We start from the raw sequence: 25,782 nt of genomic DNA on the forward strand, positions 1-25,782 counted from the left end.
GCTGCACTGCGGCCTCTCGCTGGACGGAGTGACCCGTCACGCGCACGGCGCGATGGCTAGGGTGGACACGTGATGCCATCGCCGCTCTTCGACCCCGCCGAATGGGCCGACGCGGCGCCGGGCTACGACGACATCACCGTCCACCGGTCCCGCGACGGGCGCATCGCCCGCATCGCGTTCGACCGCCCGGAGGTGCGCAACGCCTTCCGCCCGCACACCGTCGACGAGCTGTACCGCGCGCTCGACGACGCGCGGCAGGACAGCCGGATCGGCGTCGTGCTGCTCACCGGCAACGGCCCCAGCCCGAAGGACGGCGGCTGGGCGTTCTGCTCGGGCGGCGACCAGCGCATCCGCGGCCGCGACGGCTACAAGTACGCCGAGGGCGACACCGCCGGCTCGATCGACCCGGCCAGGTCGGGCCGCCTCCACATCCTCGAGGTGCAGCGGCTCATCCGCTTCATGCCGAAGGTGGTCATCGCGGTCGTGCCCGGCTGGGCAGCCGGCGGCGGCCACTCGCTGCACGTCGTCTGCGACCTCACGATCGCGAGCGCCGAGCACGGCCGCTTCAAGCAGACGGACGCGGACGTCGGCTCCTTCGACGCCGGATACGGCTCCGCCTACATGGCGCGCCAGACGGGGCAGAAGTTCGCCCGCGAGGTGTTCTTCCTCGCCCGCGAGTACAGCGCGGAGCGCGCGCTCGCGGCGGGCGCGATCAACGCGGCGGTGCCGCACGCGGAGCTCGAGTCGACGGCCCTCGACTGGGCGCGCGAGATCCTCACGAAGAGCCCGACGGCCATCCGGATGCTGAAGTTCGCCTTCAACGCGGTGGACGACGGGCTCGTCGGTCAGCAGATCTTCGCGGGCGAGGCGACGAGGCTCGCCTACGGCACCGACGAGGCGGTCGAGGGGCGAGATGCCTTCCTCGAGAAGCGGGAGCCCGACTGGTCCCCCTTCCCCTGGCAGTACTGATCGAGCGACGCGGACGGAGGTGCCCATGACGATCGTCGTCGAGACGAGCGGATCGAGCGGCGTGCCGAAGCGCGTCATCATCTCCGAGGCCGCGATCCAGGCGTCGACGGATGCCGCGAACGAGCGGCTCGGCGGACCCGGCCAGTGGGTGCTGGCGCTGCCCGAGCACTACATCGCCGGCAAGAACGTGATCTGGCGCAACGAGGCCTCCGGCGCCCCGCTCGTGCGGACCGAGGGCTCCTTCACGGCGGAGGCCTTCGTCGAGGCCGTGCAGAGCCTCGAGCACGACCGCAAGTTCACCTCGCTCGTGCCCACGCAGCTCGCCCGGCTCGTCGACGCCGCGCTGCTCGACCGCTCGTTCATCGGACCCATCGCCCGCCTCGACCGCATCCTGCTCGGCGGCCAGCGGGCGCCCTTCGGCCTCATCGAGCGCGCCGCGCGGCTCGGCTGGCGCATCACGCGCACCTACGGCGCGACCGAGACGGTCGGCGGGTGCGTCTGGGACGGCCGGCCGCTGCGCGACGTCAAGGTGCGCCTCACCGACCAGATCGAGATCTCCGGCCCGCAGCTCGCCGACGGCTACGACGATCCGCAGCTCACCGAGCAGCGCTTCATCACCGACGGCACCGGCACCCGCTGGTACCGCACCGGCGACGCCGGCTCGCTGCTGGGCGGCACCCTGCAGGTCTCCGGCCGCATCGACGACGTGATCATCTCCGGCGGCATCAAGGTGTCGCTCGCCGCGGTCGAGCACGTCGTCCAGACGTTCGCGCCGGATGCCGTGGTCGTCGCCGCGCCGCACGCCGAGTGGGGCGAGGTGCCCGCGGTCGTCACGACGCTCAAGCCGTCGCTCGCCGAGATCCGAGCCGCGGTCGGCAACGCGCTCGGCAAGCCGGCCAGGCCCAACCACCTCGTGACGGTCTCGGTGATGCCGACCACGGCATCCGGCAAGCCCGATCGCAAGCGGCTCGCCCGGCTCGTCGCCAACCGCACGCAGGAGCGCCGGCGCCGCGGCATCTTCGGCTGACCGGTCGCCGCACCGGAAGTAGCATCGAGGGGATGGCTTCCAACCGCTCCGGCAACCCTGCTCGACGCTCGCAGACGGCCGGCACCTCGTCCGGCCGGGCGACCTGGCGCGACTGGGTGGCCGCGGCGAGGCCGCGCACGCTCGGCATGGCGATCGCGCCCGTCGCGCTCGGCTCCGCCGCGGCGTTCAACGCCGAGGGGTTCCACCTCGGGATCGCGCTCGCGTGCCTCGTGCTCGCGCTCTGCATGCAGATCGGCGTCAACTTCGCGAACGACTACTCCGACGGCGTGAAGGGCACGGACGCGGTGCGCGTCGGCCCCGGGCGACTCGTCGGCGCGGGCAAGGCGGCGCCGCGCCTCGTGCGGAACGTCGCGATCGGCTTCCTCGCCGCCGGCGCGCTCGCCGGCATCGCGGTGGTGCTCGTCTCGGGGCGCTGGTGGCTGCTGCTCGTCGGCGCGGTCTGCATCGTCGCCGCCTGGACCTACACCGGCGGCAAGCGCCCCTACGGCTACTTCGCGCTCGGCGAGCTGATGTCGTTCCTGTTCTTCGGCCCGGTCGCCGTGCTCGGCACCACCTACGCCATCATCGGCCGCGTCACCGAGGACGCGGTCGCGATCAGCATCGCGATCGGCTGCTTCTCGGCGGCCCTCATGCTCACGAACAACCTGCGCGACATCGACACCGACCGCGCGGCGGGCAAGCGCAGCCTGCCGACGCTCATCGGCCGGCGCGCCTCGAAGGCGCTCTACGCGCTGCTGATGCTCGTGCCGTTCGGCATCCTGTGGGTGTTCTCCTACGCGCTCGCCTACGGCTTCGCGGTGTTCGCCGTGCTGCTGCTCGCGGGCCCCGCGATCGTCATCGTGCTGCTCGCCCGCAACGCGCGCGACCTCATCACGGCGCTCGGCCTCACCGGCATCTCGGCGCTGCTCTACGGGGTCGGCCTCGCGGTCGCCATCTGGGGCGGTCCGGCGGGGTTCGTCGGCGCGTAGCCCGGTCCGGTCCGGAGCGCTCAGCGGCCGGATGCGTCCGGCTCGTCGCGCCGGTCGGTGACCTCGGCGTCGTCCGCGGCGTCGTCGCCGAGCGCGGCATCCTCGACGTCGCCGTCGTCGGGGGCCGCGCCGTCGCGCCGACGGCCCTCGCGCATCCGCTGCAGGTCGGCCGCGGCCTCGTCGCGCAGCTTCCCGAAGAAGACGATGCTGGCGGCGAAGGCGAAGGCGAGCGCGACGAGCAGCGCGAGCCACCACGGCACCTGCGCGATCATGAGCACCGCGAACGGCACGACGAACAGCAGGGCGCGCGCGATGAGGTATCGCATCGAGGGAGCCATGCACCAAGTCTATGAGCGACCCACAGACTCCGGACGTAGGGTGGAGCCATGAGGTGGTTGATCATCGGCGGAGTCCTGGCCCTTGTGGTCACGGTCTACGCGCTCGTCGACCTCACGGTCACCGACGATCGACGCATCCGCCGACTGAACCGGGTGCTGTGGGTCGTGCTCATCGTGGTGCTGCCGATCATCGGTGCGCTCGGCTGGCTCGCCTGGGGCAAGGGACCGGTCTCCTCGGCCCGCCCGATGGCCCCGGACGACGACCCGTCGTTCAAGCGCTCGAGCGACGTGACCGACGACGAGGCGGATCGCCGCATCGCCGAGATCGAGGCGCAGCTCGCCGCGCTCGACGCGGAGGTCGAGATCGTGCGGCCCGAGAAGCCGCAGCCGAAGCCCGAGCCGGCACCCGAGCCTGAGGCCGAGCGCGATGCCCCGGCGGACGACGACACAGACGGGCAGGGCCACCGGGCACCTGACGACGGCGACCCCGCGCGTGCCTGAGGCGCTCGCCGCCGCCGCATACGCCGACCGGCTGGTCGCCGCCCTCGCCGCCGCAGGCGTCGCCGACATCGTCGTCTGCCCGGGCTCCCGCTCGCAGGCGATCGCGCTCGCCGCGGCCCGTGCCGCGCGCGACGACGGCATCGGCCTGCACGTGCGCGTCGACGAGCGCACCGCCGCGTTCCTGGCGCTCGGCCTCGCGCGCGAGACGGGGCAGCCCGCCGCGATCGTCGTCACGAGCGGCACCGCGCTCGCGAACCTGCATCCCGCGATGCTCGAGGCCCACCACAGCGACGTGCCCGTCATCGCCATCACCGCCGACCGCCCGGCCGAGCTGCAGGGCATCCGCGCGAACCAGACGACCCGCCAGCCGGGCATCTTCGGCGAGGCGGCGCGCGTGGTGCTCGACATCGGGGCGGATGCCCTGCACGACCCCGAGGGCGACGCCGTCGCGGCCGTGCGCGCCGCGCTCGGCTGGCGCGGCGACGGCGATCCCGCCGCGCACACCGAGCCGGGCCCGGTGCAGCTGAACATCGCCTTCCGCGAGCCGCTCTCGGGCGGCGAGCGCGCGCACGGACCTGCCGTCGCCCGCGTCGAGCGCCCGCCGCTGCCGACCTCGACGCTCGAGGCCGCCGAGCGCACCGTCGTCATCGCCGGCGCCGACGCCGGTCCTGCCGCCGTCGACCTCGCCGAGGCGATCGGCGCGCCGCTCATCGCCGAGCCCACCTCCGGTGCCCGCTTCGGACCCATGCTCGTGCCGCACGGCCGCGACGTCATCGCCTCGCTCGCCGACGAGGTGCGGCGGGTGGTGGTGATGGGCCACCCGACGCTCGCGCGCGCCGTGACCGGTCTCATCCGCCGGCCCGACGTCGAGGTGGTCGCCATCGGCCGCGCCGGGCAGGACAACGTGCGAGGCACCGGCGTCACGAGCGTGCGCTCCGGACGCATCCAGGTGATCGAGGCCGAGCCCGACCGGGCGTGGATCGACCGCTGGATCGCCGCCGGCCGAGCCCTCGCAGCCGAGCGCGACGCCGAGCGCGCCCCCGACTCGCAGCTGCCGCGCGCCGCCTACGCCCGGGCCGAGCTCGCCGAGGGTCGCACCGCCATCTCGCGCCGCGACCTCGTCACGGCCGTGTGGGACCGCACCTGGCCGCACGATCGCCTCGTCGTCGCCGCCTCCCGGCTCATCCGCGAGCTCGACTCCTATGCCGGGCCGAAGGCAGTCACGGCGCGCGCCAACCGCGGCCTCGCCGGCATCGACGGCACCGTCAGCACCGCATCCGGCGTCGCGATCGCGCACGAGCGCTCGGGCGCGGGCGGGCTCACGCGGCTGCTCATCGGCGACCTCGCGCTGCTGCATGACGCGGGCGGGCTGCTCGTGCCGCCCGGCGAGGAGCGCCCGCGGCTGCAGATCATCGTCGGCAACGACCGCGGCGGCTCGCTCTTCGAGCTGCTCGAGGTGGCGGGCAGCGCCGACCCCGACGACTTCTCGCGCGTCCAGCGCACCCCCCACGACGTCGACCTCGAGCACCTCGCCGCGGCCTACGGCTGGCCCTACGAGCGGGTCGTCGACCGCGCCGGCCTCCGCAGGGCGCTCTCGCAGTCGGAGCCCGGCATCATCGAGGCTGTGCTGGAGGGGGAGACGGATGCGCAGGGGCTCTGACGCCGGTGGCCGGCCGGGCGCGATCGGCGCCGGCACGACCATCGTCATCACCGGTGCCGCGAGCGGCATCGGCCGGCTCGTGGCGCTCGGCGCCGCTCGCAAGGGCGCGCACGTCGTCATCTGGGACCGCGACGCCAAGGCAGCGCGCTCGGTCTCCGATGCCGTGCACGAGGCGGGCGGCCGCGGGACGGTCGTGGTGGTCGACCTCGCCGACGCCGACGCGATCGAGCTCGCCGCCGCCGAGACGCTCATGCTCGGGCCGGTCGATGTGCTCATCAACAACGCCGGCGTCGTCTCCGGCCGCTCGCTCGCCGAGCTCACCGCCGCGCAGATCGATCGCACGATGCGCGTGAACGCGATCGCGCCCATCCTCGTCACCCGCGCGCTCCTGCCCGCGATGCGCGATGCCGGCCGCGGCCGCATCGTCACGGTCGCGAGCGCGGCGGGGCTCATCGGGGTCGCCGGCCAGACCGACTACGCGGCCTCGAAGTTCGCGGCGGTCGGCTTCATGGAGTCGCTGCGGGCCGAGCTGCGCAAGGAGCGGTCGCCGATCACGACGCTCACCGTCGCGCCCTTCTACATCGACACCGGGATGTTCGCCGGCGTCACGACGAAGGTGCCGGCGCTGCTGCCGATCCTGTCGTCGGCCGCGGTCGCCACGCGCATCCTCGCCGCGATCGACTCCCGCCGGTCGATGCTCGCGCTGCCGCCGCTCGTCCGCGTCGTCCCGGCGCTCAAGGTGCTGCCCGCGGCGATCGCCGACCGGCTCGCGGATGCGCTCGGCGTCAACGAGGGCATGGACGGCTTCACGGGGCGCGAGGCGGTCGTCGAGCCGCCGCGCGCGAGGCGCGACTGATGCGCTGGCCGTGGCAGCGGCAGCGCGAGCTGCCGGTCGTGCCTGCGGTGACCGAGGCGGTCGAGCGGCGCTGGATGCTGCCGCGCACGCTCATCATCCTGCTGTCGATCATCGCGACCATCGCGGTGCTCATCCTGCTCAGCCAGGTCGCGACCTTCGTCGCGCCGGTGTTCCTCGGCGTGAACCTCGTGATCGCCGTGCTGCCGCTGCAGCAGTGGCTGCTGCGCAAGGGCGCGCCGCGGCTCGTGGCCGCGCTCGCGGCGCTGCTGACCGTCTACGTGTTCCTCGCGGCGCTCTTCTGGTCGATCTACTGGTCGGTGCAGTCGCTCGTGCAGGAGCTGCCGTCCTACGGCCCGGAGTTCAACGCGCTCTACCGCGACGTGCTCACGTGGCTCGAGGGCTTCGGCGTCTCGCAGGACGAGGCGCTGCACCAGCTGCAGAGCGCCTTCAGCCCGAGCGCGATCGCGAGCGCGCTGACGAGCGTGCTGTCGAACGCGGGCAGCGTGCTCGCCTTCCTCGCGACGCTCACGGTCGTGGTGTTCTTCCTCGCGTGGGATTCGATGAACATCCCCGCGCGGGTCGAGCGGATCGCGCTCACCAACCCGGGCATCGTCCGCGGCGTCGACCGCTTCGCCGCCGGCGTGCAGCGCTACTGGGTCGTGACGACGCTCTTCGGCCTCATCGTCTCGGCGCTCGACCTCGTCGCCCTCACCGCCCTCGGGGTGCCGCTCGCGCTCGTCTGGGCCGTGTTCGCGTTCGTCACCAACTACATCCCCAACGTCGGCTTCGTGGTCGGCGTCATCCCGCCGACGCTCATGGCGCTGCTCGCGAACGGGCCGATCAACGCGCTGCTGACCGCGATCCTCTTCAGCGTCATCAACTTCGTGATGCAGTCGCTCATCCAGCCGAAGGTCGCGGGGGATGCGGTGGGCGTCACGCCCGCGACCTCGTTCCTGTCGCTGCTCGTGTGGGCCTACGCGCTCGGGCCGGTCGGCGCGCTGCTGGCGCTGCCGGCGACGCTCGCCGTGAAGACGCTCATCGTCGACCCCGACCCGCGGCTCGGCTGGGTGAGCACGCTCATGTCGAGCAAGCTCGAGGCGCCGAAGGCGGGCAGGCTCGGCCGCGCCGTCTCGCCGGGGGTCCAGGGCAGGCGCTGAGCCGGCCGACTACGCTCGGCCCATGACAGCGATCACCGACGCGCTGCGCGTCACCCGCTCCGTCCGCCTCGCCGACGTGGATCCCGCATCCACCCCCGGCTTCGACGGCGACAAGGCCGCCGGGGAGGCCGCGCTCGCGGCCGGCGCCGACCGGCTCGAGGAGCTGCAGGAGCGGCTCTTCGCCGAGAGCCGCGCGGGCGGCCAGCGCGCGGTGCTGCTGATGGTGCAGGGCATGGACACCTCCGGCAAGGGCGGCATCATGCGCCACGTCGTCGGCCAGGTCGACCCGCAGGGCGTGCGGATCAAGGCGTTCAAGGCGCCGACGGCCGCCGAGCGGCGGCACGACTTCCTCTGGCGCGTCGAGCGGGAGCTGCCGCAGCCCGGCTTCATCGGCGTCTTCGACCGCTCGCACTACGAGGAGGTGCTGATCCACCGCGTGCGCGGGCTGTCGACGCCCGATGCCATCCAGGAGCGGTACGGCCGCATCGTCGAGTTCGAGCAGGGGATCGCCGAGCGCGGCATCGCGCTCGTGAAGGTGATGCTGCACATCTCGCGCGAGGAGCAGGGCACGCGGCTGCTCGAGCGGCTCGACCGGCCCGACAAGCACTGGAAGTTCAACCCCGGCGACATCGACGAGCGTGAGCGGTGGGACGACTACATGGAGGCGTACCAGATCGCGATTAACCGCACCGCCCGTGCCTCGGCACCGTGGCACGTCGTGCCCGCCGACCGGAAGTGGTTCGCGCGCCTCGCGGTGCACGAGCTGCTCGTCGAGGCCCTCGAGCGGATCGACCCGCAGTGGCCGGTGGCCGACTTCGACGTGGCCGCGGAGCGGGAGCGGCTGCTGGCGACGGGGGATGTCGCGGTGGTGGATACCGCGGATGCGGGGGACGCGGACGAGCGGTCGGCAGCCGGCGAAGAGCAGGGCGGGGCGGACGAGCAGCAGGGCAAGAAGGACGAGAAGCAGGGCAAGAAGGCCGGCAAGAAGGAAAAGAAGAGCAAGAAGAACAAGAAGCACGAGGAGAAGGAAAAGAAGGCCCGGAAGCAGGGCAAGAAGGCCGGGAAGCAGGATGAGAAGGCCGGGAAGCAGGTCGCAGCGAAGGGCGAGCACCAGGCTGCGATGTAGCCGGGTGGCGCAGGACGAGGGGGATCGCACCGGCAGCGGCCGGACGACCGCCGCTCATGCGCCGACGGACCTCCCTCGATCCGTGACGGGCGCTAGGGGAGCGGGTCGGCGAGCGCGTCGGTGATCGGGCGCAGCTTCACGGCCGTCTCGGTGAGCTCGTCGTGCGGGTCGGAGCCTGCGACGACGCCGGCGCCCGCGAAGGCGCGGATGCAGCCGTCCGCGTCGATCTCGGCGCCGCGCAGCGCGATGACCCACTCGCCGCCACCCTCGGCGTCGACCCAGCCGACCGGCCCCGCGTAGCGGCCCCGATCGACGCGCTCGAGCTCTCGGATGATCGCCAGCGCCGCGGCGCGCGGGGTGCCGGCGACCGCGGCCGTCGGATGCAGCAGCGCCAAGACGTCCAGCGTCGAGCTGCCGCCCAGCGTGCCCGTGATGTCGGTCGCGAGGTGCCACAGGTTGGGCAGCCGCAGCGGGAACGGCTCCGAGGCCCGGGTGTCGGGCGCGAGCTCGCGCAGCACCTCGATGGCCGAGTCGGCCGCGAAGCGATGCTCGCGCACGTCCTTGTCGCCGCTCGCGAGCGACTCCGCGATCTCCGCGTCGAGCGACGGAGTCGCGCCGCGTGCTGCGGTGCCCGCGAGCACGCGCGAGAAGAAGTGGCCCCGGTGCGCGGCGATGAGCGTCTCGGGGCTCGCGCCCACCACGCCGTCGACGGCGTAGGTGACGGCGTCCGGGTACCGGCGGCCGAGGCCCACCACGACCGAGCGGATGTCGCCCTCGGGCGGCAGCTGGCCCACCCGGTCGCGCGCGACGACGACCTTCTCGGCGTCGCCGGCGCGGATGCGCTCGGTCGCCGCGGCGACGATCGCCCGGTAGCACTTCGCGCCGATGGCGCCGTCGTGGAGCTCGACGCGCACCTCGTCGATCGCGGTCGGGTGCAGGCGACCGCCGTCGCCGATCCACGTCACCCACTCGTCGTCGCCGCGGCGGCCCACGACGAGCTGCGGCACGATGAGCACGCTCGTCGCCGCGGAGGCGTCGTCGAAGGCGAAGGCGCCGAAGGCGATGAGCCCGGTGCCGGGCACGCCCACCTCGTCGTCGACCTGCGCGTCGCGGGCGACCTCGCGCCACGCGTCCGCCGCATCCGTCAGCCGGGAGGGGCCGCGGAACTCGAGCCGCAGGGCCTCGCCGCGCCCGACGATGCCGTCGGCGCCGCGTCGGATCGCGAGCGGTGCGCGCGGATCGGCGTGCTCCAGCAGGCGTCCGAGCTCCGCGCGCTCGGTGCGCGCCCGCAGGGCCGGCATGCCAGCCAGCCTAGCGTCGCGCCCCGCGAGGGGGCCGTGCCGGCCGGCGATCACGAGCCTGGACGGCCGCCGGAAGGCCCGCACGTCGGGGAGCCTAGGATGGAGGACGTGAGCCGAGCAGACATGCAGAAGGACCCAGCAGAGGTCGCGGGCATGTTCGACGCGACGGCCAAGCGCTACGACCTGCTCAACTCGCTGCTCTCGGGCGGCAACGACAAGCTCTGGCGCATCCACATGCAGCGCGCCGTGCGGCCGCAGCCGGGCGAGCGCATCCTCGACGTCGCCGCGGGCACCGGTGCCTCGGCCGCCCCGATGGCGAAGGCCGGCGCGCTCGTGACCGCGCTCGACATCAGCCAGGGGATGCTCGAGGAGGGCCGCAAGCGCCACGCCGACATCGAGTTCGTGCACGGCTCCGCCGAGGAGCTGCCGTTCGAGGACGACACCTTCGACGCCGTCACCATCTCGTTCGGGCTGCGCAACGTGCAGCACCCGCGCGTCGCGCTCAGCGAGTTCTACCGCGTGCTCAAGCCGTCCGGCCGCCTCGTCATCTGCGAGTTCTCGCAGCCGCCGGTGAACGTCGTGCGCAAGGGCTACGAGCTCTACCTCGGCACGATGCTGCCCGGCATGGCCAAGGTGGCGAGCTCCAACCCCGAGGCCTACCGCTACCTCGTCGAGTCGATCCGCTCGTGGCCCGACCAGCAGTCGCTCTCGCAGTGGATCCGCACCGCGGGCTTCACGCGCGTCGCGCACCGCAACCTCACCATGGGCGTGGTCGCGCTGCACCGCGGCCGAAAGCCCACGGAGCAGACCGCCGCGATGCGCATCGCGCGCCACGCGCAGGCGGAGGAGCAGGCCGACTGATGCCGTCGATCGCTGAGGCCTTCGGCCTGCGAGGGCCGCGCTTCGTCGCGCCCGCGGACGCTCGCGTGGTCGACAACGTCGACCGCGGCCTCGACGAGCTCGAGGCGCGCCTCGACGCGCACCTGCGGGTCGCCGACCCGGTCGCGGATGCGGTCACCCGCTACCTGCTCGAGGCCGGCGGCAAGCGCGCCCGCCCGCTGCTGCTGCTGCTCACGGCCCACCTCGGCTCCGGCGTCGACGACGACGTGCTCTCGGCCGCAGAGGTCGTCGAGATCACGCACCTCGCGAGCCTGTACCACGACGACGTGATGGACGAGGCGGACACCCGCCGCGGGGTGCCGTCGACGCACACCGTCTGGGGCAACTCCGTCGCGATCCTCGCCGGCGACCTGCTCTTCGCGCGCGCCGGCCAGATCGCCGCGCCGCTCGGCCGAGAGGTGGCGGTGCTGCAGGCGCGCACGTTCGAGCGGCTGTGCCTCGGCCAGCTGCACGAGACGCTCGGGCCGGGCGACGCGGATGCGGTCGACCACTACCTGCAGGTGCTCGCCGACAAGACCGGCTCGCTCATCGCCGCCGCCGCCGAGCTCGGGGTGGTCGTGAGCGGCGCCGACGACGCCTACCGCGAGCCGCTGCGGCTGTTCGGCGAGCGCATCGGCGTCGCCTTCCAGATCGTCGACGACGTCATCGACCTCTCCGCCGACCCGGAGACGGGCAAGGACCAGGGCAACGACGTGCGCGCGGGCGTCGCGACGCTGCCCGTGCTGCTGCTCGCGAAGCGCGACGACGAGGCCTCCGCCCGGCTGCACGCCCGGCTCGAGAGCCCGGCCGACGACGCCGACCTCGCGGCCGCGGTCGCCGAGCTCGCCGCGCATCCGGTCGTGGAGGAGACGGTCGCCGAGGCCGAGCGCTGGCAGCGCAGCGCCCTCGAGGCGCTCGCGCCGCTGCCCCGGGGCACCGTGCGCCGCGGGCTCGAGACCTTCGCCGAGCACGTCGTCTCGCGCACCCGCTGAACCCCGACTGAAGAAGACTCGGGCGGCGAGGCCGCCCCGCACCTGAGGAGAATCGTGAGCGCAGCGCTCCGCATCGCCGTCGTCGGCGCCGGCCCGGCGGGCATCTACGCCGCCGACATCCTGAAGAAGTCGGCCGCCGAGTCCGGCCGCGAGGTGCTCATCGACCTGTTCGAGCACCTGCCCGCGCCCTACGGGCTCGTGCGCTACGGCGTCGCGCCCGACCACCCGCGCATCAAGGGCATCATCGCCGCGCTCCGCGAGGTGCTCGAGTCGGGCGTCGTGCGGCTGTTCGGCAACGTGCGGTTCGGCGAGGACATCACGCTCGCCGACCTCGAGCGGCTCTACCACGGCGTCATCTTCGCGACCGGGGCGACGAAGGACGCACCGCTCGACATCCCCGGCATCGACCTGCCCGGCTCCTACGGCGCAGCCGACTTCGTCTCCTGGTACGACGGCCACCCCGACGTGCCGCGCGAGTGGCCGCTCGAGGCCAAGGAGATCGCGGTGATCGGCAACGGCAACGTCGCGCTCGACGTCGCCCGGATGCTCGTGAAGCACCCCGAGGACCTCATGCCCACCGAGGTGCCGGCGAACGTCGTCGACGGCCTCGAGGCATCCCCGGTCACCGACGTGCACGTCTTCGGCCGTCGCGGCCCGCTGAACGTCAAGTTCACGCCGCTCGAGCTGCGCGAGCTCGGCGAGCTGCGCGACGTCGACATGATCCTCCACGACGACGACTTCGGCGTCGACCCCGACGAGGAGACGCTCAAGCAGAACAAGCAGATCCTCGTCATCTCGCGCGTGCTCGAGCAGTGGCGGCAGCGCGAGGTCGGGCAGGCGTCGCGCCGGCTGCACCTGCACTTCTGGTCGCGGCCCGACGCCGTGCTCGGCGACGGCCGCGTCGAGGCGCTGCGCATCGAGCGCACCCGACCGACCGAGCACGGGCTCGAGGGCACGGGGGAGTACCGCGAGATCCCCGTGCAGGCGGTCTACCGCGCGGTCGGCTACTTCTCCTCGCCGCTGCCCGACGTGCCCTTCGACGAGCGCCGCGGGGTCGTCCCCAACATCGCCGGGCGCGTGCAGGACGGCTCGCGGCCGATGCCCGGCATGTACGCGACCGGGTGGATCAAGCGCGGCCCGGTGGGCCTCATCGGGCACACGAAGTCCGACGCCAAGGAGACGGTCGAGCACCTGCTCGGCGACGAGCACTCGTGGTGGACGCCCGAGGCGTACGACCAGGATGCGGTGCCCGCGCTGCTGCGCGAGCGCGGCGTCGCCTGGACCGACATCGACGGCTGGATCCGCCTCGACCAGCATGAGATGGCCCTTGGCGAGCCGCACGGCCGCACCCGCATCAAGGTCGTGCCGCGCGACGAGATGATCTCCGTCTCGCGCGACGAGTGACCGCGCCGCAGCCGCGGGGCGGGCGTTGACGTGGAGCTGCCCGGCTACCTGCTGATCGCGCTCGCCTCCCTCGGCGCAGGCGCCATCAACGCGGCCGCGGGCGGCGGCACGCTCATCACCTTCCCGGCGATGCTCGCCGCAGGCATGAGCCCGCTCGCCGCCAACATGACGTCGTCGGTCGGGCTGCTGCTCGGCACGGTGGGTGGCGCGTGGAGCTACCGTCAGGAGCTGCGCCGCCAGCGCCGCCGCTTCATCGCGAACGCCCCGTTCGCCGCGGTCGGCGGCGTCATCGGCGCGGTGCTGCTGCTCCTCACCCCGTCCGACTCCTTCGAGGCGATCGTGCCGTGGCTCGTGCTCACCGCTGCGGCCCTCTTCGCCGCGCAGCCGCTCGTGGCGAAGGGCCTCCGCCGCGACGACGCGGCCGGGTTCGACGTCGAGTCGACCGGCGGCTGGGTGACGAGGGCGGCGTTCGTCGCGATCGGCATCTACGGCTCGTACTTCGGCGCCGGCATCGGCGTGATGATGCTCGCGATGCTCGGGCTCGTCATCCACGACTCGCTGCAGCACCACAACGCGCTCAAGAACGCGATCGCCGGCGTCATCAACGGCACGGGCGTGCTCATCCTCGCCTTCTCGCCGCTCATCCACTGGGGCGTCGTGCTCGTCATGCTCGCGAGCTCGCTGCTCGGCGGGCTCGCCGGCGGCTGGCTCTCGCGGCGGGTGCCGTCGTGGGCGCTGCGCACGGTCGTGATCGCGTTCGCGGTCGTCGTGGGGCTCGCGATGCTGCTCGACTGAGCGAGACCCGCGGCTGAGCCGCTACTGCAGGGCGGAGGTCAGCCGCGCGACGCTGTCGAACAGCTGCGCGACGCGCGGCCGCGCCATCCAGTCGTCGAGCTGCAGCTCGGTCGACTGCCGCCGGTACCCCTCGGCGATGCCGTGGAGCTGCGCGACCATCGAGGTGCCCTCGATGAGCATCGACACCTCGAAGTTGAGGCCGAAGGAGCGCAGGTCGATGTTCGACGAGCCGATGACCGAGACCCGGTCGTCGAAGGTCATGAACTTCGAGTGCAGCACGGTCGGCTTCTCGAACAGGATGATGCGCACGCCGGCGCGCAGCAGCTCCTCGTAGTAGGAGCGCTGCGCGTGATAGGTCCAGAACTGGTCGCCGATCTCGCTCGCGTACAGCTCCACCTGGACGCCGCGCATCGCGGCGGAGGTGATCGCGTAGCGCATCGCGTCGTCGGGCACGAAGTACGGGCTGACGATCGTGATGCGATCCTCAGCGGCGTGCACGAGCTCGACGAAGACGCGCAGGTTGATCTCGCCCTCGAAGCCCGGCCCCGAGGGGATGGCCGATGCGAGCAGGTCGCCGCCCGTCTCGGACTCGCTCGTCGCGAGCTCGACGAGCTCGTTCGTCTCGGCCCACCAGTCGGACCAGAAGAGCACGTCGAGCGCCCGCACGGGCGGGCCGCTGAGCTCGATCCAGGTGTCGCGCCACTGCAGGCCGCGCCGCAGGTTGCGCCGCCACAGGTAGGAGGGGTCGATGAGGTTGAGCGAGCCGGTGAAGCCCACCCGGCCGTCGACCACCAGGAGCTTGCGGTGGTTGCGCAGGTCCGGGCGCTGCCACTTGCCCGCCCACGGTCGCAGCGGCAGCATGTCGCGCAGCTCGGCCCCCATGGCGTCGAGGCGCGCGAGCGTCTCCTTGCGGCGCGGGTAGCGCACGCTCGTCAGGTGGTCGACGAGCACCCGCACGGTGACGCCGCGGGCGGTCGCCCGCTCGAGCGCCGCGAAGAACGGCTCCGTGCGCTCCGACGCGACGATGAGGTAGAACTCGACGTGCACCCAGTGCTCCGCCTCGTCGATGCGGCGGGCCATCGCCTCGAGCTGCGCGTCGAACTCACCCCAGACAATGCCCGACGAGGGGCCGACATGCGGCATCGAGGTGAGCGTGCGATTGAGCTCGAGCACGCCCGGCAGCCACGACGGGCGCTCCGTGGGCGGCGTCGCGTCGTCGATCGCCTCGGTGCTCTCGCCGATGAGCTCCTGGATCGCCGACATCTTCGCGTGACGGCCGCGCGAGACCCGGTTGTTGCCGAGCAGCAGGAACACGATCCAGCCGACGACCGGCTGGATCATGACGATGAGCAGCCACGCGATGGCCGTCGCGGGCCTGCGGTTGTGGGGGATGACGACGAGTGCGAGCAGGCGCAGCGCCACGTCGAGGGCGATCCAGAGCGCGCCCAGCGCCTGCGTCAGCTCCACGGCCGGCGGTCAGCGGAAGTTGATGAACTGCAGGTCGATGTCGAGGTCAGCGCCCTTGAGCAGCTGGATGGTGGCCTGCAGGTCGTCGCGGCTCTTCGAGGTGACGCGCACCTCGTCGCCCTGGATCTGGGTCTTCACGGTCTTGGGGCCCTGCTCGCGCACGAGCTTCGTGACCTTCTTCGCGTCCTCGGTCGAGATGCCGTCCTTCAGGCCGACCTCGATGCGGAACTCCTTGCCGGAGGCATACGGCTTGCCGGCGTCGAGCATCTTCAGGTCGATGCCGCGCTTGACGAACTTCGACTGCACGACGTCGAGCACGGCCTTCACGCGCTCCTCGCTGGAGGCCTTCAGCAGCAGGCTGTCGCCGCTCCACGAGACGTCGGCGCCGACCCCCTTGAAGTCGTAGCGCTGCTCGACCTCCTTGCGGGCCTGGTTGACCGCGTTCTCGGCCTCCATCTTGTCGACCTTGCTGACCACATCGAACGAGGAATCTGCCATGTCGACAACACTAGGACAACTGCAGTCGCAGGACTGGTGGGAGAGGGGACGACGTACTACTCCTCGCCGGGCGGCACGTCATATCGCTCGACCACGATCAGCCACCACTGCAGGCAATCGCACTCGATCATCGCTGGCTCCTCGCCGCGGTTGGCTATCAGCGCCTCACCCTCGGAGGTGAGGAGTTGCGCTTCGGCACCACGGTCCACCCCGATCGGATCTGCGATCACGTAACTCATCGGCTCAGCCGACAATGTCGAGGTCACCCAACCGGGTTGCGTGACGTCATACCTCACGAAGTCGTGTTCGACTGTGCCCGAGGCGAAAAGTGGCATCGACTCGTCGCCCCAATCCACGGCGTCGACCAACCTCGACACGTGGATGCGCTCGCGCGCGAACTCGGCCGCCTCCGCGCGTGAACCGTCGAGGCGGACGACGGTGATGTCAACGGCAAAGCACGCGAAGGACGCGGGCGATGGTTGCCAGCCATCGTTGAGAGCGATGTCCGAGCACCGGTCGAGTCGCTGATGCGCGATCACGTCGGCGTCCTCCGGCACGATGGAGTTGGTCAACTCCTGAACGCTGGCGAGCGCCCGACTTGCGTCAGCTCGCACCCCTTCGGCTTCGTAGGGAAGTGACGAGCACGCTGTCATCGTCGCGGCCACGATCGAGATTCCGAGAAGTGATCGCGCGGCGGACGCTTCTCGCACTGTGTCTCGGTCGGAAGCGGCCGCCATGCCCCGATCGTATGCTGGGGATTACCGGCCGCCAGCGTCCGAGGGTTGCTCCCAGCTCTCGCTTAGCTGCTCCACGCGGCGCCAGTAGCGTGCGTGTCAACCGCATTCGCCGAAAGGGCACCATGCACAGTCGCACCTTGATCATCATCGCGCTAGTCGGAGGCGCGGCGCTCACCGGTTGCTCGAGCAGCACCGCCCCCGAGTCCTCTGGCGCTGGCGCTGAGGTCAGCGATGCAACGACGTGCGAGGCCTTCGGCGACGTCCTCACCATCACGGGCAATGCAGACATCGCGCTCGATCAGGGGCGTATCGGGCAGCAGGAGCACGACGGCTGGGAGCGATTGGCAACCCGTGTGCTCGATCGAGTGCCAACAACAGGGGAGGGGGCCGTCAGTGAGGCCATCACCCAGCTCCGTGACTCAGCTCCGCCGATCGCGTTAGGAGCTGCGTATAGCGCGGGAATCGGCTCGACGAGCTGGAACGATGGGATCGGGGCGCTTCTCGAGGCTTGTCAGAGCGCAGGATCTGACCTCGCTACCGAGGCCTTCACCGGCGGCTGAAAGCGCGACGACCAGCTCGCGGGCGGGCTCTACAGGCAGGCGGCTCCAATGAAGTCGACCGTTGCGGTTCGACTACATCGAACGAGGAATCTGCCATGCCGCAACCTTAGATCCCGAGGTTGCGGGGGTCCACGCTTCGCGGAGCGACCGCGGCCGGAGGATCCGGCGCTGAGACACGCCTCGACTGCATGCTGCCGACGAGCGGCCGGTGAGCGCGCGATCCTCCGGACCATCTGCCGCAACGACGAAGCCCCGCCTCGAGGGCGGGGCTTCGGATCGGTGGCGAGTGAGGGATTCGAACCCCCGAATGCTGAGCAGTCTGATTTACAGTCAGATCCCTTTGGCCGCTTGGGTAACTCGCCGTGGCCGCACAGGCCGTCGTCAAGGATACATGGCCAACAGGACGCCGGGCGACCGCGGCCGCCCGGCGGCGTGCGCGGTAGGTTCGAGGCATGCGCGAGCTCCATGACCTGGTCGTCGGCATCGCCACCGAGGCGGCCGAGCTCGCGCGCACGCGCCGGCACGAAGGCGTCGCCGTCGCGGCGAGCAAGTCGAGCCTCGTCGACATCGTCACCGAGGCCGACCGCGAGGTCGAGCGCTTCGTCGTCGAGCGCCTGCAGGCTGCGCGGCCCGACGACGGCATCCTCGGTGAGGAGGGCGCGAGCGTCGCCGGCACCTCCGGCCTCACCTGGGTGATCGACCCGATCGACGGCACGGTCAACTACTTCTACGACATCCCGGCCTACGCGGTCTCGATCGCGCTCGTCGAGGGCGAGCCCGAGCCGACGACCTGGCGGGCGCTCTCGGGCGTCGTCATCAACGGCGCGACGGGGGAGCGGTTCGAGGCGCTCCGCGGCGAGGGAGCCCGGCTCGACGGCAGGGAGATCCGGGTCGCGGATGCGGTGCGGGCCTCGATGGCGCTCGTCGGCACGGGCTTCGGCTACGACGCCGGGCGCCGCGAGCGGCAGGCGGCGGTCGTGCAGGGCCTCATCGGCTCGGTGCGCGACATCCGCAGGATCGGCTCGGCGGCGCTCGACCTCGCCTCGGTCGCCTGCGGCCGGCTCAACGGCTACTACGAGCGCGGCCTGCAGCCCTGGGACATGGCCGCAGGCGCGTTGCTCGTCGAGGAGGCCGGTGGGGATGTCCGGGGCTGGGGCGGCGCGCCCGCGAGCTCCGCGTTCCTGCTGGCCGCGCACCCGGCGCTCGCCGACGAGCTGGCGGCGCTGCTGGAGCCCCTCGCGCCGCACGAGGTCTGACACCTTGCCCTCTCGTTACCGTTCCGTTATATTTGAACCTTGAGCGAGTGATGATCGGACGCACAGCGTGCCGCTTCTCGCCACGGCCGGTTCATGCGAGCATCGTTTCCGGCACCGCACAGTTGCAGATCGATCCAGCTGCGCGCCCCACCGCACATCGAGCATCAGGACGGCATCCAGCGTGACGCACCCCACCCGACGAGCACTCCGCTCGTCCCCTGAGGGCGTCTCCCGACCCGATGCGGCTCCCGCCGCCACGCGGCGATCGGTCCGCGATCGCGAGCGCGCCGCCGAGGCCATCGCCCTCACCGCGAGCGAGGCGCGCGCCGCCGAGCGCGTGACCGTTGTCGAGGGCTCCGCGCCGCTCTACACGACGCGCCGCGCCATGCGCGACGCGGCGACGCAGATCGCCCGCGACCTGCCCGTGCAGATCGCCGAGCCGACCTTCGAGTCGCCCAGCATCGTCGTCGACGCCCCGTCGCTCGGCAACGGCGGCGACCAGATCCCCAGCGTCCGGCCCGTGCCGCGCGCCCTCGCGCCGCGCGTCATCCGCCAGGCGCCGATCGCGCCGCCGACGCAGGCCAAGCGCGGTGCGCGCAAGATCGTGCAGAAGATCACCGCCGGTGGCGCGCTGCTCTTCATCGGCTCGCTCGTGGTCGTCACGTCGCTGCCTGCGCAGGCCGTGCAGGCGCCGAACGGCCTCGACCCCGAGGTCGCGCAGATGAGCGAGGGCGTCCAGACGCTCGAGGGCGTCAACGCGGAGTCGACCGGCTACTTCCAGCGCGACGACATCATCGTCAACGACCAGATCGCCGCCGCGCGCATGGCGCCGGGCGAGCTCGCCGCCTACCAGGCGGTCGCGGACTCCGAGGTGGCCGGCCCGTCCTACACCGGCGACCCCGCGTTCCCGCAGGTGTGGGGGATGCTCGAGACCGGCTTCGTGCAGACGCCCTTCCCGAACCTCGACCAGGTGCCGATGTCGAGCGGCTTCGGCTACCGGCCCGGCGGCTTCCACGGCGGCAGCGACTTCATCCCGGGCATCGGCACCGACGTGCGCCCGATCGCCAACGGCGTCGTCTCGGCCGTCTTCCAGGGCAACAACCCTGGCGGTGGGGGCTACTCGGTCTTCATCGACCACAACATCGACGGCCAGTTCGTGCAGTCCTGGTACGGCCACATGCTGCCCGGCTCGCTCACCGTCGAGGTCGGGCAGGTCGTCGACATCACGACCGTCATCGGCCAGGTCGGCAACTCCGGCCGCTCCACGGGCCCGCACCTGCACCTCGAGCTGAAGAACGCCGACTACGTGTCGTTCGACCCGCTGCTGTGGCTGCAGACGCGTGAGATGAACCTGGAGTACCGCTAGCGAGAGCGGCCTCGATGCGCGCGCCGCTGGTGTGGTGCTCGGTCGGTGCGTGTGGTCTCGATACGCGCGCCTTCGGCGTGCTACTCGACCAGCGGGTGGTGTGCTGCTCGACCAGCGAAGTGAGCGCTGCATGACGAAGGGGCCTGCCGGGAGGCAGGGCCCTTCGTCGTCGCGAGGCGGCGGCTACGCCGTGCGGACCCAGACGACCTCGTCGGCCGAGAGCGACGCCGAGTCGAGCGGCGACGAGGCGAGCAGGATCTCGCCGCGGGGCACGTCGACCGCGTCGTGCCCGAGGTTGGCGACCACCGTGATCGAGCCGTTGCGGAACGCGAGCGCCGTGGGGCCGACGTCGAGCCACTCGAGGGTGCCGGTGCCGAGGCCCAGCTCGCGCCGCAGGTGCAGCGCGCGGCGGTACATCGCGAGCGTCGAGTCGGGGTCGTGCTCCTGCCGGTCGCGGGCGAGCTCGCCCCAGAGCGGCGGCTGCGGGAGCCAGGTCTCGCCGGTCTCGCTGAAGCCGTAGGCGGGCGCGGCCGACTCCCACGGGATCGGCACGCGGCAGCCGTCGCGGCCCCACAGCTCTCCGCCCGTGCGTGCGAACGTCGGGTCCTGGCGCTCGTGCGGCTCGATCGCGGTGACCTCGGGGAGCCCCAGCTCCTCGCCCTGGTAGACGTAGGCGCCGCCGGGCAGCGCGAGCATGAGCGCGGTGGCGGCGCGGCCGCGGCGCAGCGAGACGGTCGGGTCGGCCTTCGAGCGCGACGTCGGGCCGATGCCGGCGCCGTGGATGGGCGGCGGCACGAGCGCGAGCCGCGTGCGGTGCCGGATCGTGTCGTGGTTCGAGAGCACCCACGTCGGGGGAGCGCCGACGGCGCCGAACGCCGAGATCGAGTCGTCGATCACCTCGTGCAGCAGCTTCGCGTCCCACGGGGTCTCGAGGTAGACGAAGTTGAACGCCTGGTGCATCTCGTCGGGGCGCACGAAGCGCGCCATCTTCTCGAGCGGCGTGACCCACGCCTCCGCGCACAGCACGCGGTCGCCGTCGTACGCGGCGAGCACGTCGTGCCAGCGGCGGTAGATCTCGTGCACGTGCTCCTGGCCGAAGAACGGCGAGTCCATCGAGCCGGCCGCGACGAGCTCGACGTCGACGTCGGGCAGTCCCTCGGCCTTCGCGTTGCCGTGCGCGACGTCGACCCGGAAGCCGTCGACGCCGCGGTCGAGCCAGAACCGCAGCACGTCGACGAACATGTCGCCCACGGCGGGGTGGTTCCAGTCGAAGTCGGGCTGCGACGTGTCGAACAGGTGCAGGTACCACTGGCCGTCGGGCACGCGCGTCCACGCCGGGCCGCCGAAGACGCTCTGCCAGTTGTTCGGGGGCAGCTCGCCCGACTCGCCCTTGCCGTCGCGGAAGATGTAGCGCTCGCGCGCCTCGCTGCCGGGACCGGCGGCGAGCGCCTCCTGGAACCAGGCGTGCTGGTCGGACGAGTGATTGGGCACGAGGTCGACGATCACCCGCAGGCCGAGCGCGTGCGCCTCGGCGAGCATCCGGTCGAAGTCGTCGAGCGTGCCGAAGAGCGGATCGACGTCGGTGTAGTCGGCGACGTCGTAGCCGGCGTCCTTCTGCGGTGAGCGGTAGAACGGGCTGAGCCACACCGCGTCGACGCCGAGGTCGGCGATCGCCGGGAGGCGCGCGGCGATGCCGGCGAGGTCGCCGATCCCGTCGCCCGAGGCGTCGGCGAACGAGCGCGGGTAGATCTGGTAGATGACGGCGGATCGCCACCACTCGTTGCCGGGGGCGGTCGGGGTGAGGTGGGCGTCGGGCGCGGACTGCGTCGAGGCGTCGGTCATGCGACCAAGGCTATGCGGAGGCGACTGGGTGCGCGCGAAGCACGCGCAAGGTCACGAGTTGCGAACGATTGGCGGAGCGGGGGCGCTTCGGCTTGCCATGCGCCGCACGCGACCGCCACGATGAGCCGGGCTCAGCCGACGATGGCCGTCGGCGCCGCGAGTCCCGAAAGCTGAGGAACGCAACCATGAAGCAGAGCAGCCTCATGAAGGTCGCCGGAGTCGGGGCGCTCGCGCTCTCGCTCGCGGCATGCTCCGGCGGCGGCACCCCCGCCCCCGCTCCGTCGCAGAGCGAGTCGGCAGCGCCCCAGGGCGGCGGCGAGCTCGTCATCTGGATGGACCAGAACCGGGCGGATGCCCTGACCGACGTCGTCGCGACGTTCGAGGAGGAGACCGGCACGACCGTCGAGGTCGTCGTGCAGGACTTCGACTCGATCGACGAGAACCTGACCACCCAGGCGCCGTCCGGCGAGGGCCCCGACGTCATCGTCGGCGCGCACGACTGGATCGGCAAGCTCGCGCAGAACGGCGTCATCGCGCCGGTCGAGCTCGGCGACACCGCGGGCGACTTCCAGGAGATCGCCGTCAACGCCATGACGTTCGAGGGATCGACCTACGGCGTGCCCGTGTCGATCGAGAACATCGCGCTCGTGCGCAACACCGACCTCGCCCCCGAGGCGCCCGCCACGTGGGACGAGCTCATCTCCTCCGGTCAGGCCGCGGTCGACGCCGGATCCGCGGAGTTCCCGCTGCTCGTCGGCATCGACCCGAACAACGCCGACCCTTACCACCTGTACCCGCTGCAGGCGTCGTTCGGCGGCCCGGTCTTCGGCATCAACGAGGACGGGTCCTACGACGCCGACGACCTGCAGCTCGGCAACGAGGGCAACGTGGCGTTCGCGCAGGCGCTGGGCCAGTGGTCGGCAGAGGGCATCATCAACCCGAACATCAGCCAGGACATTGCCAAGGAGCAGTTCGCGAGCGGCGCGTCGCCCTACACGATCACCGGTCCGTGGAACCTCTCCGCGTTCCAGGAGGCCGGCGTCAACTACGCGGTCAGCGAGATCCCGTCGGCCGGCGGCGAGCCTGCCACGCCGTTCGTCGGCGTGCAGGGCTTCATGGTCTCGGCCTACGCGAACAACCCGATCGTCGCCTCGCAGTTCCTCACCGAGTACATCGCGGGCGAGGAGGCGCAGACGGCCATCTACGAGACCGGCCAGCGCGCGCCCGCGCTGACCTCGGCGTTCGAGGCTGCGCAGTCGAACGAGGACGTGGCTGCCTTCGGTGAGGTCGGCGCTGCCGGCGTGCCGATGCCGAACATCCCCGAGATGGGCCTCCTGTGGGAGGACTGGGGCGTCGCGGAGGGACAGATCATCGCGCAGCAGGGCGGTGACCCGGCCACGGTCTGGACGACGATGGCCGACAAGATCCAGAGCTCGCTCGACGGCTGACCCCCTCTCGACGCGGCGGCCGGTCCGATCGGGCCGGCCGCCGCGCCATCCCCGCAACCCATCTCGGCGATCAGGAGCTCCGCGTGACGACGACCGTCTCGAAGGACAGCACGGCGACGCGCAAGCGGAGCATCAGTACCGCGCCGCCCAGCATGAAGGTGCTGGCGGTCAAGATCCTCTTCCTCGCCATCGTCGACGCCGTCGCGGTCTTCGCGATGTCGATGCTGTTCTTCCGCGGCGACTGGCTCGTGCTCGGCATCGTCGCCGTCACCACGCTGCTCGTCAACATCGTCTACCTGTCGCCGGGGCTGCTGCCCGGCAAGTACCTGACGCCGGGCCTCATCTTCCTCGCCGTGTTCCAGGTGTTCGTGGTCGTGTACTCGCTCTACATCGCGTTCACCAACTACGGCGACGGGCACAACTCGACGAAGGAGGACGCGATCTCGGCGATCGTGCTGCAGAACACGCAGCGCGTCGAGGGCTCGCCCACCTACCTCGTGCAGCTCGTCGAGGGCCCCGGCGGCCTCGGCCTGCTCGCGACCTCGCCCGAGGGCGAGGTGCTCGTCGGCACCCAGGAGGAGCCGCTGCAGCCCCTCGACCCGGGGGCGGTGACGCTCGACGGCGACCGCGCCGTCGCGGCCGAGGGATGGACGAGCCTGCAGCAGCAGGACGTGCTGCAGCGGCAGCAGGAGGTGGCCGCGCTGCAGGTGCCGCTGAGTGACGACCTCGCCGACGGCTTCCTCCGCACGACGGATGCGCGCAACGCCTTCGTCTTCCAGTCGATCTTCGTCTACGACGAGGCCGCCGGCACGATGACCGACACCACGACCGACACCGTCTACGCCGACCTCGGCAACGGGCAGTTCGAGACCGAGGGCGGCGAGGTGCTCGGCACCGGCTGGCAGATCGTGGTCGGCCCGGAGAACTTCCTCTACCCGTTCGAGAACCCGCGGTTCGGCGGCGCGCTCCTCGGCGTCGCCGTCTGGACCTTCGCCTTCGCGATCCTCTCGGTGGGGCTGTCGTTCTTCCTCGGCCTGTTCCTCGCGCTCACGCTCAACGACCCGCGGATGCGCTCGCGCAAGGTCTACCGCGTGCTCTCGATCCTCCCGTACGCCTTCCCGTCGTTCCTGTCGGCGCTCGTCTGGCTCGGCCTGCTCAACACCGAGTTCGGCTTCGTCAACGAGGTGCTGTTCGGCTCCGCGAACATCCCGTGGCTGACGGATCCGTGGCTCGCGAAGTTCTCGGTGCTGCTCGTCAACGTCTGGCTGGGCTTCCCCTACATGTTCCTCGTCTGCATGGGCGCCCTGCAGTCGATCCCGGAGGAGCTCACCGAGGCGGCGACCGTCGACGGCGCCAACGGCTGGCAGGTGTTCCGCGGCATCAAGTTCCCGCTGCTGCTCGTGTCGACCGCGCCGCTGCTGATCTCGTCGTTCGCCTTCAACTTCAACAACTTCAACACCACCTACATGCTCACGCGCGGCGGTCCCCGCATGGAGGGCGTCACCGAGAACGTCGGCCACACCGACCTGCTCATCACGCTCGTCTACAAGACGGCGTTCGAGGGCGGCAACCGCGACTACGGCCTGGCGGCCGCGCTCTCGATCCTCATCTTCATCGTCGTCGCCGCCGTCTCGGCGATCTCGTTCCGCCAGACCAGGGCACTGGAGGATCTGCACTGATGAGCATCAACATCGACCCCGCCGCCATCGAGCTCGACGCCGAGCCCGAGCGCCGCCCCGCCCCGCAGCCGAGGATGAGCTTCCGCAAGTGGGTGCGGGAGCTCGGCTGGCGCCACCTCATCGGGATCGCCGTGGTGATCTTCGCCGCGTTCCCGCTCGTCTACGTCCTGAGCGCCTCGCTAAACCCCGGCGGCACGCTCACCGGCTCGAACGCGCTGTTCCGCAACTTCTCGCTCGAGAACTACGTCGACCTGTTCACGGACCCCAACCGCCCCTACGCCGCGTGGTTCGCCAACACGATGGTGATCGGCCTCGTCACATCGGCCGGCACCGTCTTCCTCGGCGCGCTCGCGGCCTACGCCTTCAGCCGGCTGCGGTTCACGGGCCGCCGGGTCGGGCTGCTGAGCCTGATCCTCGTGCAGATGTTCCCGCAGCTGCTCGCGGTCGTCGCGATCTACCTGCTCATGCGCGGCATCAGCGACATCTTCCCGGTGCTGGGGCTCGACTCGCAGATCGGCATCATCCTCGTCTACCTCGGCGGCGCGCTCGGCGTGAACACCTACCTGATGTACGGCTTCTTCAACACGATCCCGACCTCGATCGACGAGGCGGCGAAGATCGACGGCGCGGGGCACGCCCGCATCTTCTTCACGATCATCCTGCGGCTCGTGGCCCCGATCCTCGCCGTCGTCGGCCTGCTCTCGTTCATCGCCACGACGAGCGAGTTCGTGATCGCCTCGACGCTGCTGTCGAGCAACGACAAGCTGACGCTCGCGGTCGGCCTCTTCCGGCTCGTCTCGGACGAGACGAACTCGAACTACCCGGTGTTCGCCGCTGGTGCCGTGCTCGCGGCCATCCCCGTGATGGCGCTGTTCCTCTGGCTGCAGAAGTACATCGTCGGCGGCCTGACCGCGGGAGCCGTGAAGTAGCGACGC

Annotated in this window: 23 protein-coding genes, 1 tRNA gene and 1 pseudogene; 18 read left to right on the forward strand and 7 right to left on the reverse strand. The window is 71.6% G+C overall.

What is annotated here, in order from left to right; genetic code table 11:
- The first annotated feature begins 72 nt into the window (after positions 1 to 72).
- The 3 genes from ABIB37_RS07245 to ABIB37_RS07255 are packed head-to-tail and all read left to right on the forward strand — an operon-like array spanning position 73 to position 2,985.
- A complete protein-coding gene (locus ABIB37_RS07245; protein ID WP_123698397.1) occupies positions 73 to 969 on the forward strand; it encodes a 1,4-dihydroxy-2-naphthoyl-CoA synthase in 897 nt (298 codons plus the stop codon).
- Positions 970 to 994: 25 nt separating this feature from the next.
- Positions 995 to 1,996, forward strand: coding sequence for an AMP-binding protein (locus ABIB37_RS07250; RefSeq protein ID WP_354258624.1), 1,002 nt, complete (start codon positions 995 to 997; stop codon positions 1,994 to 1,996).
- Between the two features lie 32 nt (positions 1,997 to 2,028).
- Positions 2,029 to 2,985, forward strand: a complete 957-nt coding sequence (locus tag ABIB37_RS07255) for a 1,4-dihydroxy-2-naphthoate polyprenyltransferase (protein WP_354258627.1) — start codon at positions 2,029 to 2,031, stop codon at positions 2,983 to 2,985.
- Positions 2,986 to 3,005: 20 nt separating this feature from the next.
- Here ABIB37_RS07255 and ABIB37_RS07260 read toward each other — a convergent pair whose 3' ends face one another.
- On the reverse strand, positions 3,006 to 3,323 hold the full coding sequence (locus ABIB37_RS07260; protein ID WP_354258629.1) for a DUF4229 domain-containing protein: 318 nt from the start codon (positions 3,321 to 3,323) through the stop codon (positions 3,006 to 3,008).
- Between the two features lie 48 nt (positions 3,324 to 3,371).
- On the opposite strand from ABIB37_RS07260, the gene ABIB37_RS07265 reads away from it, so the two are divergent.
- From ABIB37_RS07265 to ABIB37_RS07285, 5 genes and pseudogenes are all read left to right on the forward strand, one after another.
- The gene (locus tag ABIB37_RS07265) at positions 3,372 to 3,824 is read left to right on the forward strand and encodes a PLDc N-terminal domain-containing protein (protein WP_354258632.1); all 453 of its coding nucleotides are present in this window, start codon (positions 3,372 to 3,374) and stop codon (positions 3,822 to 3,824) included.
- Positions 3,817 to 5,484, forward strand: coding sequence for a 2-succinyl-5-enolpyruvyl-6-hydroxy-3-cyclohexene-1-carboxylic-acid synthase (gene menD / locus ABIB37_RS07270; RefSeq protein ID WP_354258635.1), 1,668 nt, complete (start codon positions 3,817 to 3,819; stop codon positions 5,482 to 5,484). The genes ABIB37_RS07265 and menD overlap by 8 nt, the downstream gene beginning before the upstream one ends.
- Positions 5,468 to 6,340, forward strand: a complete 873-nt coding sequence (locus ABIB37_RS07275) for an SDR family oxidoreductase (RefSeq protein ID WP_354258638.1) — start codon at positions 5,468 to 5,470, stop codon at positions 6,338 to 6,340. The genes menD and ABIB37_RS07275 overlap by 17 nt, the downstream gene beginning before the upstream one ends.
- Positions 6,340 to 7,497 (forward strand): AI-2E family transporter, encoded by a 1,158-nt coding sequence (locus tag ABIB37_RS07280; RefSeq protein ID WP_354258641.1) that lies wholly within the window; start codon positions 6,340 to 6,342, stop codon positions 7,495 to 7,497. Before ABIB37_RS07275 ends, ABIB37_RS07280 begins: the two co-directional genes overlap by 1 nt.
- Positions 7,498 to 7,519: 22 nt before the next feature.
- Positions 7,520 to 8,350, forward strand: a pseudogene (locus tag ABIB37_RS07285) (PPK2 family polyphosphate kinase); the annotation flags it as partial.
- 365 nt (positions 8,351 to 8,715) lie between these two features.
- Here the strand turns inward: ABIB37_RS07285 and ABIB37_RS07290 are convergent.
- Positions 8,716 to 9,924, reverse strand: a complete 1,209-nt coding sequence (locus tag ABIB37_RS07290) for an isochorismate synthase (RefSeq protein ID WP_354258644.1) — start codon at positions 9,922 to 9,924, stop codon at positions 8,716 to 8,718.
- Between the two features lie 99 nt (positions 9,925 to 10,023).
- Between ABIB37_RS07290 and ubiE the strand changes: the two genes are divergently transcribed.
- From ubiE to ABIB37_RS07310, 4 genes are read left to right on the forward strand one after another with little or no spacing between them, the layout of a single operon-like run.
- Positions 10,024 to 10,785, forward strand: a complete 762-nt coding sequence (ubiE, locus tag ABIB37_RS07295; protein ID WP_354258647.1) for a bifunctional demethylmenaquinone methyltransferase/2-methoxy-6-polyprenyl-1,4-benzoquinol methylase UbiE — start codon at positions 10,024 to 10,026, stop codon at positions 10,783 to 10,785.
- Positions 10,785 to 11,795: a polyprenyl synthetase family protein gene (locus tag ABIB37_RS07300; protein WP_354258650.1), complete on the forward strand. Its 1,011-nt coding sequence runs from the start codon at positions 10,785 to 10,787 to the stop codon at positions 11,793 to 11,795. The genes ubiE and ABIB37_RS07300 overlap by 1 nt, the downstream gene beginning before the upstream one ends.
- 54 nt (positions 11,796 to 11,849) lie before the next feature.
- Positions 11,850 to 13,199 carry an FAD-dependent oxidoreductase gene (locus ABIB37_RS07305; protein WP_123696241.1) on the forward strand — a complete coding sequence of 450 codons (1,350 nt, stop codon included), beginning with the start codon at positions 11,850 to 11,852 and terminating at the stop codon, positions 13,197 to 13,199.
- A gap of 30 nt (positions 13,200 to 13,229) precedes the next feature.
- The gene (locus tag ABIB37_RS07310; protein ID WP_354258653.1) at positions 13,230 to 13,994 is read left to right on the forward strand and encodes a sulfite exporter TauE/SafE family protein; all 765 of its coding nucleotides are present in this window, start codon (positions 13,230 to 13,232) and stop codon (positions 13,992 to 13,994) included.
- Between the two features lie 21 nt (positions 13,995 to 14,015).
- On the opposite strand, the gene ABIB37_RS07315 is transcribed toward ABIB37_RS07310, so the two are convergent.
- The 3 genes from ABIB37_RS07315 to ABIB37_RS07325 are packed head-to-tail and all read right to left on the reverse strand — an operon-like array spanning position 14,016 to position 16,696.
- The gene (locus ABIB37_RS07315; protein WP_354258656.1) at positions 14,016 to 15,461 is read right to left on the reverse strand and encodes a phospholipase D-like domain-containing protein; all 1,446 of its coding nucleotides are present in this window, start codon (positions 15,459 to 15,461) and stop codon (positions 14,016 to 14,018) included.
- 9 nt (positions 15,462 to 15,470) lie between these two features.
- Entirely contained in the window at positions 15,471 to 15,959 is a 489-nt protein-coding gene (locus ABIB37_RS07320) for a YajQ family cyclic di-GMP-binding protein (protein ID WP_123696238.1), read from the reverse strand.
- Positions 15,960 to 16,015: 56 nt separating this feature from the next.
- Positions 16,016 to 16,696, reverse strand: coding sequence for a hypothetical protein (locus ABIB37_RS07325; protein ID WP_354258660.1), 681 nt, complete (start codon positions 16,694 to 16,696; stop codon positions 16,016 to 16,018).
- A 137-nt stretch (positions 16,697 to 16,833) separates the two neighbouring features.
- Here ABIB37_RS07325 and ABIB37_RS07330 point away from each other — a divergent pair, with 137 nt between their 5' ends.
- Positions 16,834 to 17,256 (forward strand): hypothetical protein, encoded by a 423-nt coding sequence (locus tag ABIB37_RS07330; RefSeq protein ID WP_354258663.1) that lies wholly within the window; start codon positions 16,834 to 16,836, stop codon positions 17,254 to 17,256.
- Positions 17,257 to 17,536: 280 nt separating this feature from the next.
- On the opposite strand, the gene ABIB37_RS07335 is transcribed toward ABIB37_RS07330, so the two are convergent.
- A tRNA-Tyr gene (locus tag ABIB37_RS07335) sits at positions 17,537 to 17,618 on the reverse strand.
- Positions 17,619 to 17,708: 90 nt separating this feature from the next.
- On the opposite strand from ABIB37_RS07335, the gene ABIB37_RS07340 reads away from it, so the two are divergent.
- Positions 17,709 to 18,512, forward strand: coding sequence for an inositol monophosphatase family protein (locus ABIB37_RS07340; protein WP_354258666.1), 804 nt, complete (start codon positions 17,709 to 17,711; stop codon positions 18,510 to 18,512).
- A gap of 181 nt (positions 18,513 to 18,693) precedes the next feature.
- Positions 18,694 to 19,878, forward strand: a complete 1,185-nt coding sequence (locus tag ABIB37_RS07345; RefSeq protein WP_354258669.1) for a M23 family metallopeptidase — start codon at positions 18,694 to 18,696, stop codon at positions 19,876 to 19,878.
- 183 nt (positions 19,879 to 20,061) lie between these two features.
- Here the strand turns inward: ABIB37_RS07345 and ABIB37_RS07350 are convergent, their stop codons facing one another.
- Positions 20,062 to 21,720 carry a glycoside hydrolase family 13 protein gene (locus ABIB37_RS07350; protein ID WP_354258672.1) on the reverse strand — a complete coding sequence of 553 codons (1,659 nt, stop codon included), beginning with the start codon at positions 21,718 to 21,720 and terminating at the stop codon, positions 20,062 to 20,064.
- Between the two features lie 185 nt (positions 21,721 to 21,905).
- Between ABIB37_RS07350 and ABIB37_RS07355 the strand changes: the two genes are divergently transcribed.
- The 3 genes from ABIB37_RS07355 to ABIB37_RS07365 all read left to right on the forward strand — a co-directional run bounded on the left by ABIB37_RS07355 (position 21,906) and on the right by ABIB37_RS07365 (position 25,776).
- Complete coding sequence (locus ABIB37_RS07355) at positions 21,906 to 23,168, forward strand: sugar ABC transporter substrate-binding protein (protein ID WP_354258675.1); 1,263 nt, start codon at positions 21,906 to 21,908, stop codon at positions 23,166 to 23,168.
- Between the two features lie 83 nt (positions 23,169 to 23,251).
- The gene (locus ABIB37_RS07360; protein WP_354258678.1) at positions 23,252 to 24,847 is read left to right on the forward strand and encodes an ABC transporter permease subunit; all 1,596 of its coding nucleotides are present in this window, start codon (positions 23,252 to 23,254) and stop codon (positions 24,845 to 24,847) included.
- Between the two features lie 74 nt (positions 24,848 to 24,921).
- Complete coding sequence (locus tag ABIB37_RS07365) at positions 24,922 to 25,776, forward strand: sugar ABC transporter permease (RefSeq protein WP_245989997.1); 855 nt, start codon at positions 24,922 to 24,924, stop codon at positions 25,774 to 25,776.
- Positions 25,777 to 25,782 lie beyond the last annotated feature (6 nt).

It is taken from the genome of Agrococcus sp. UYP10 (assembly GCF_040547205.1).
In the GTDB taxonomy this organism is placed as follows: Bacteria; Actinomycetota; Actinomycetes; order Actinomycetales; family Microbacteriaceae; genus Agrococcus; species Agrococcus jenensis.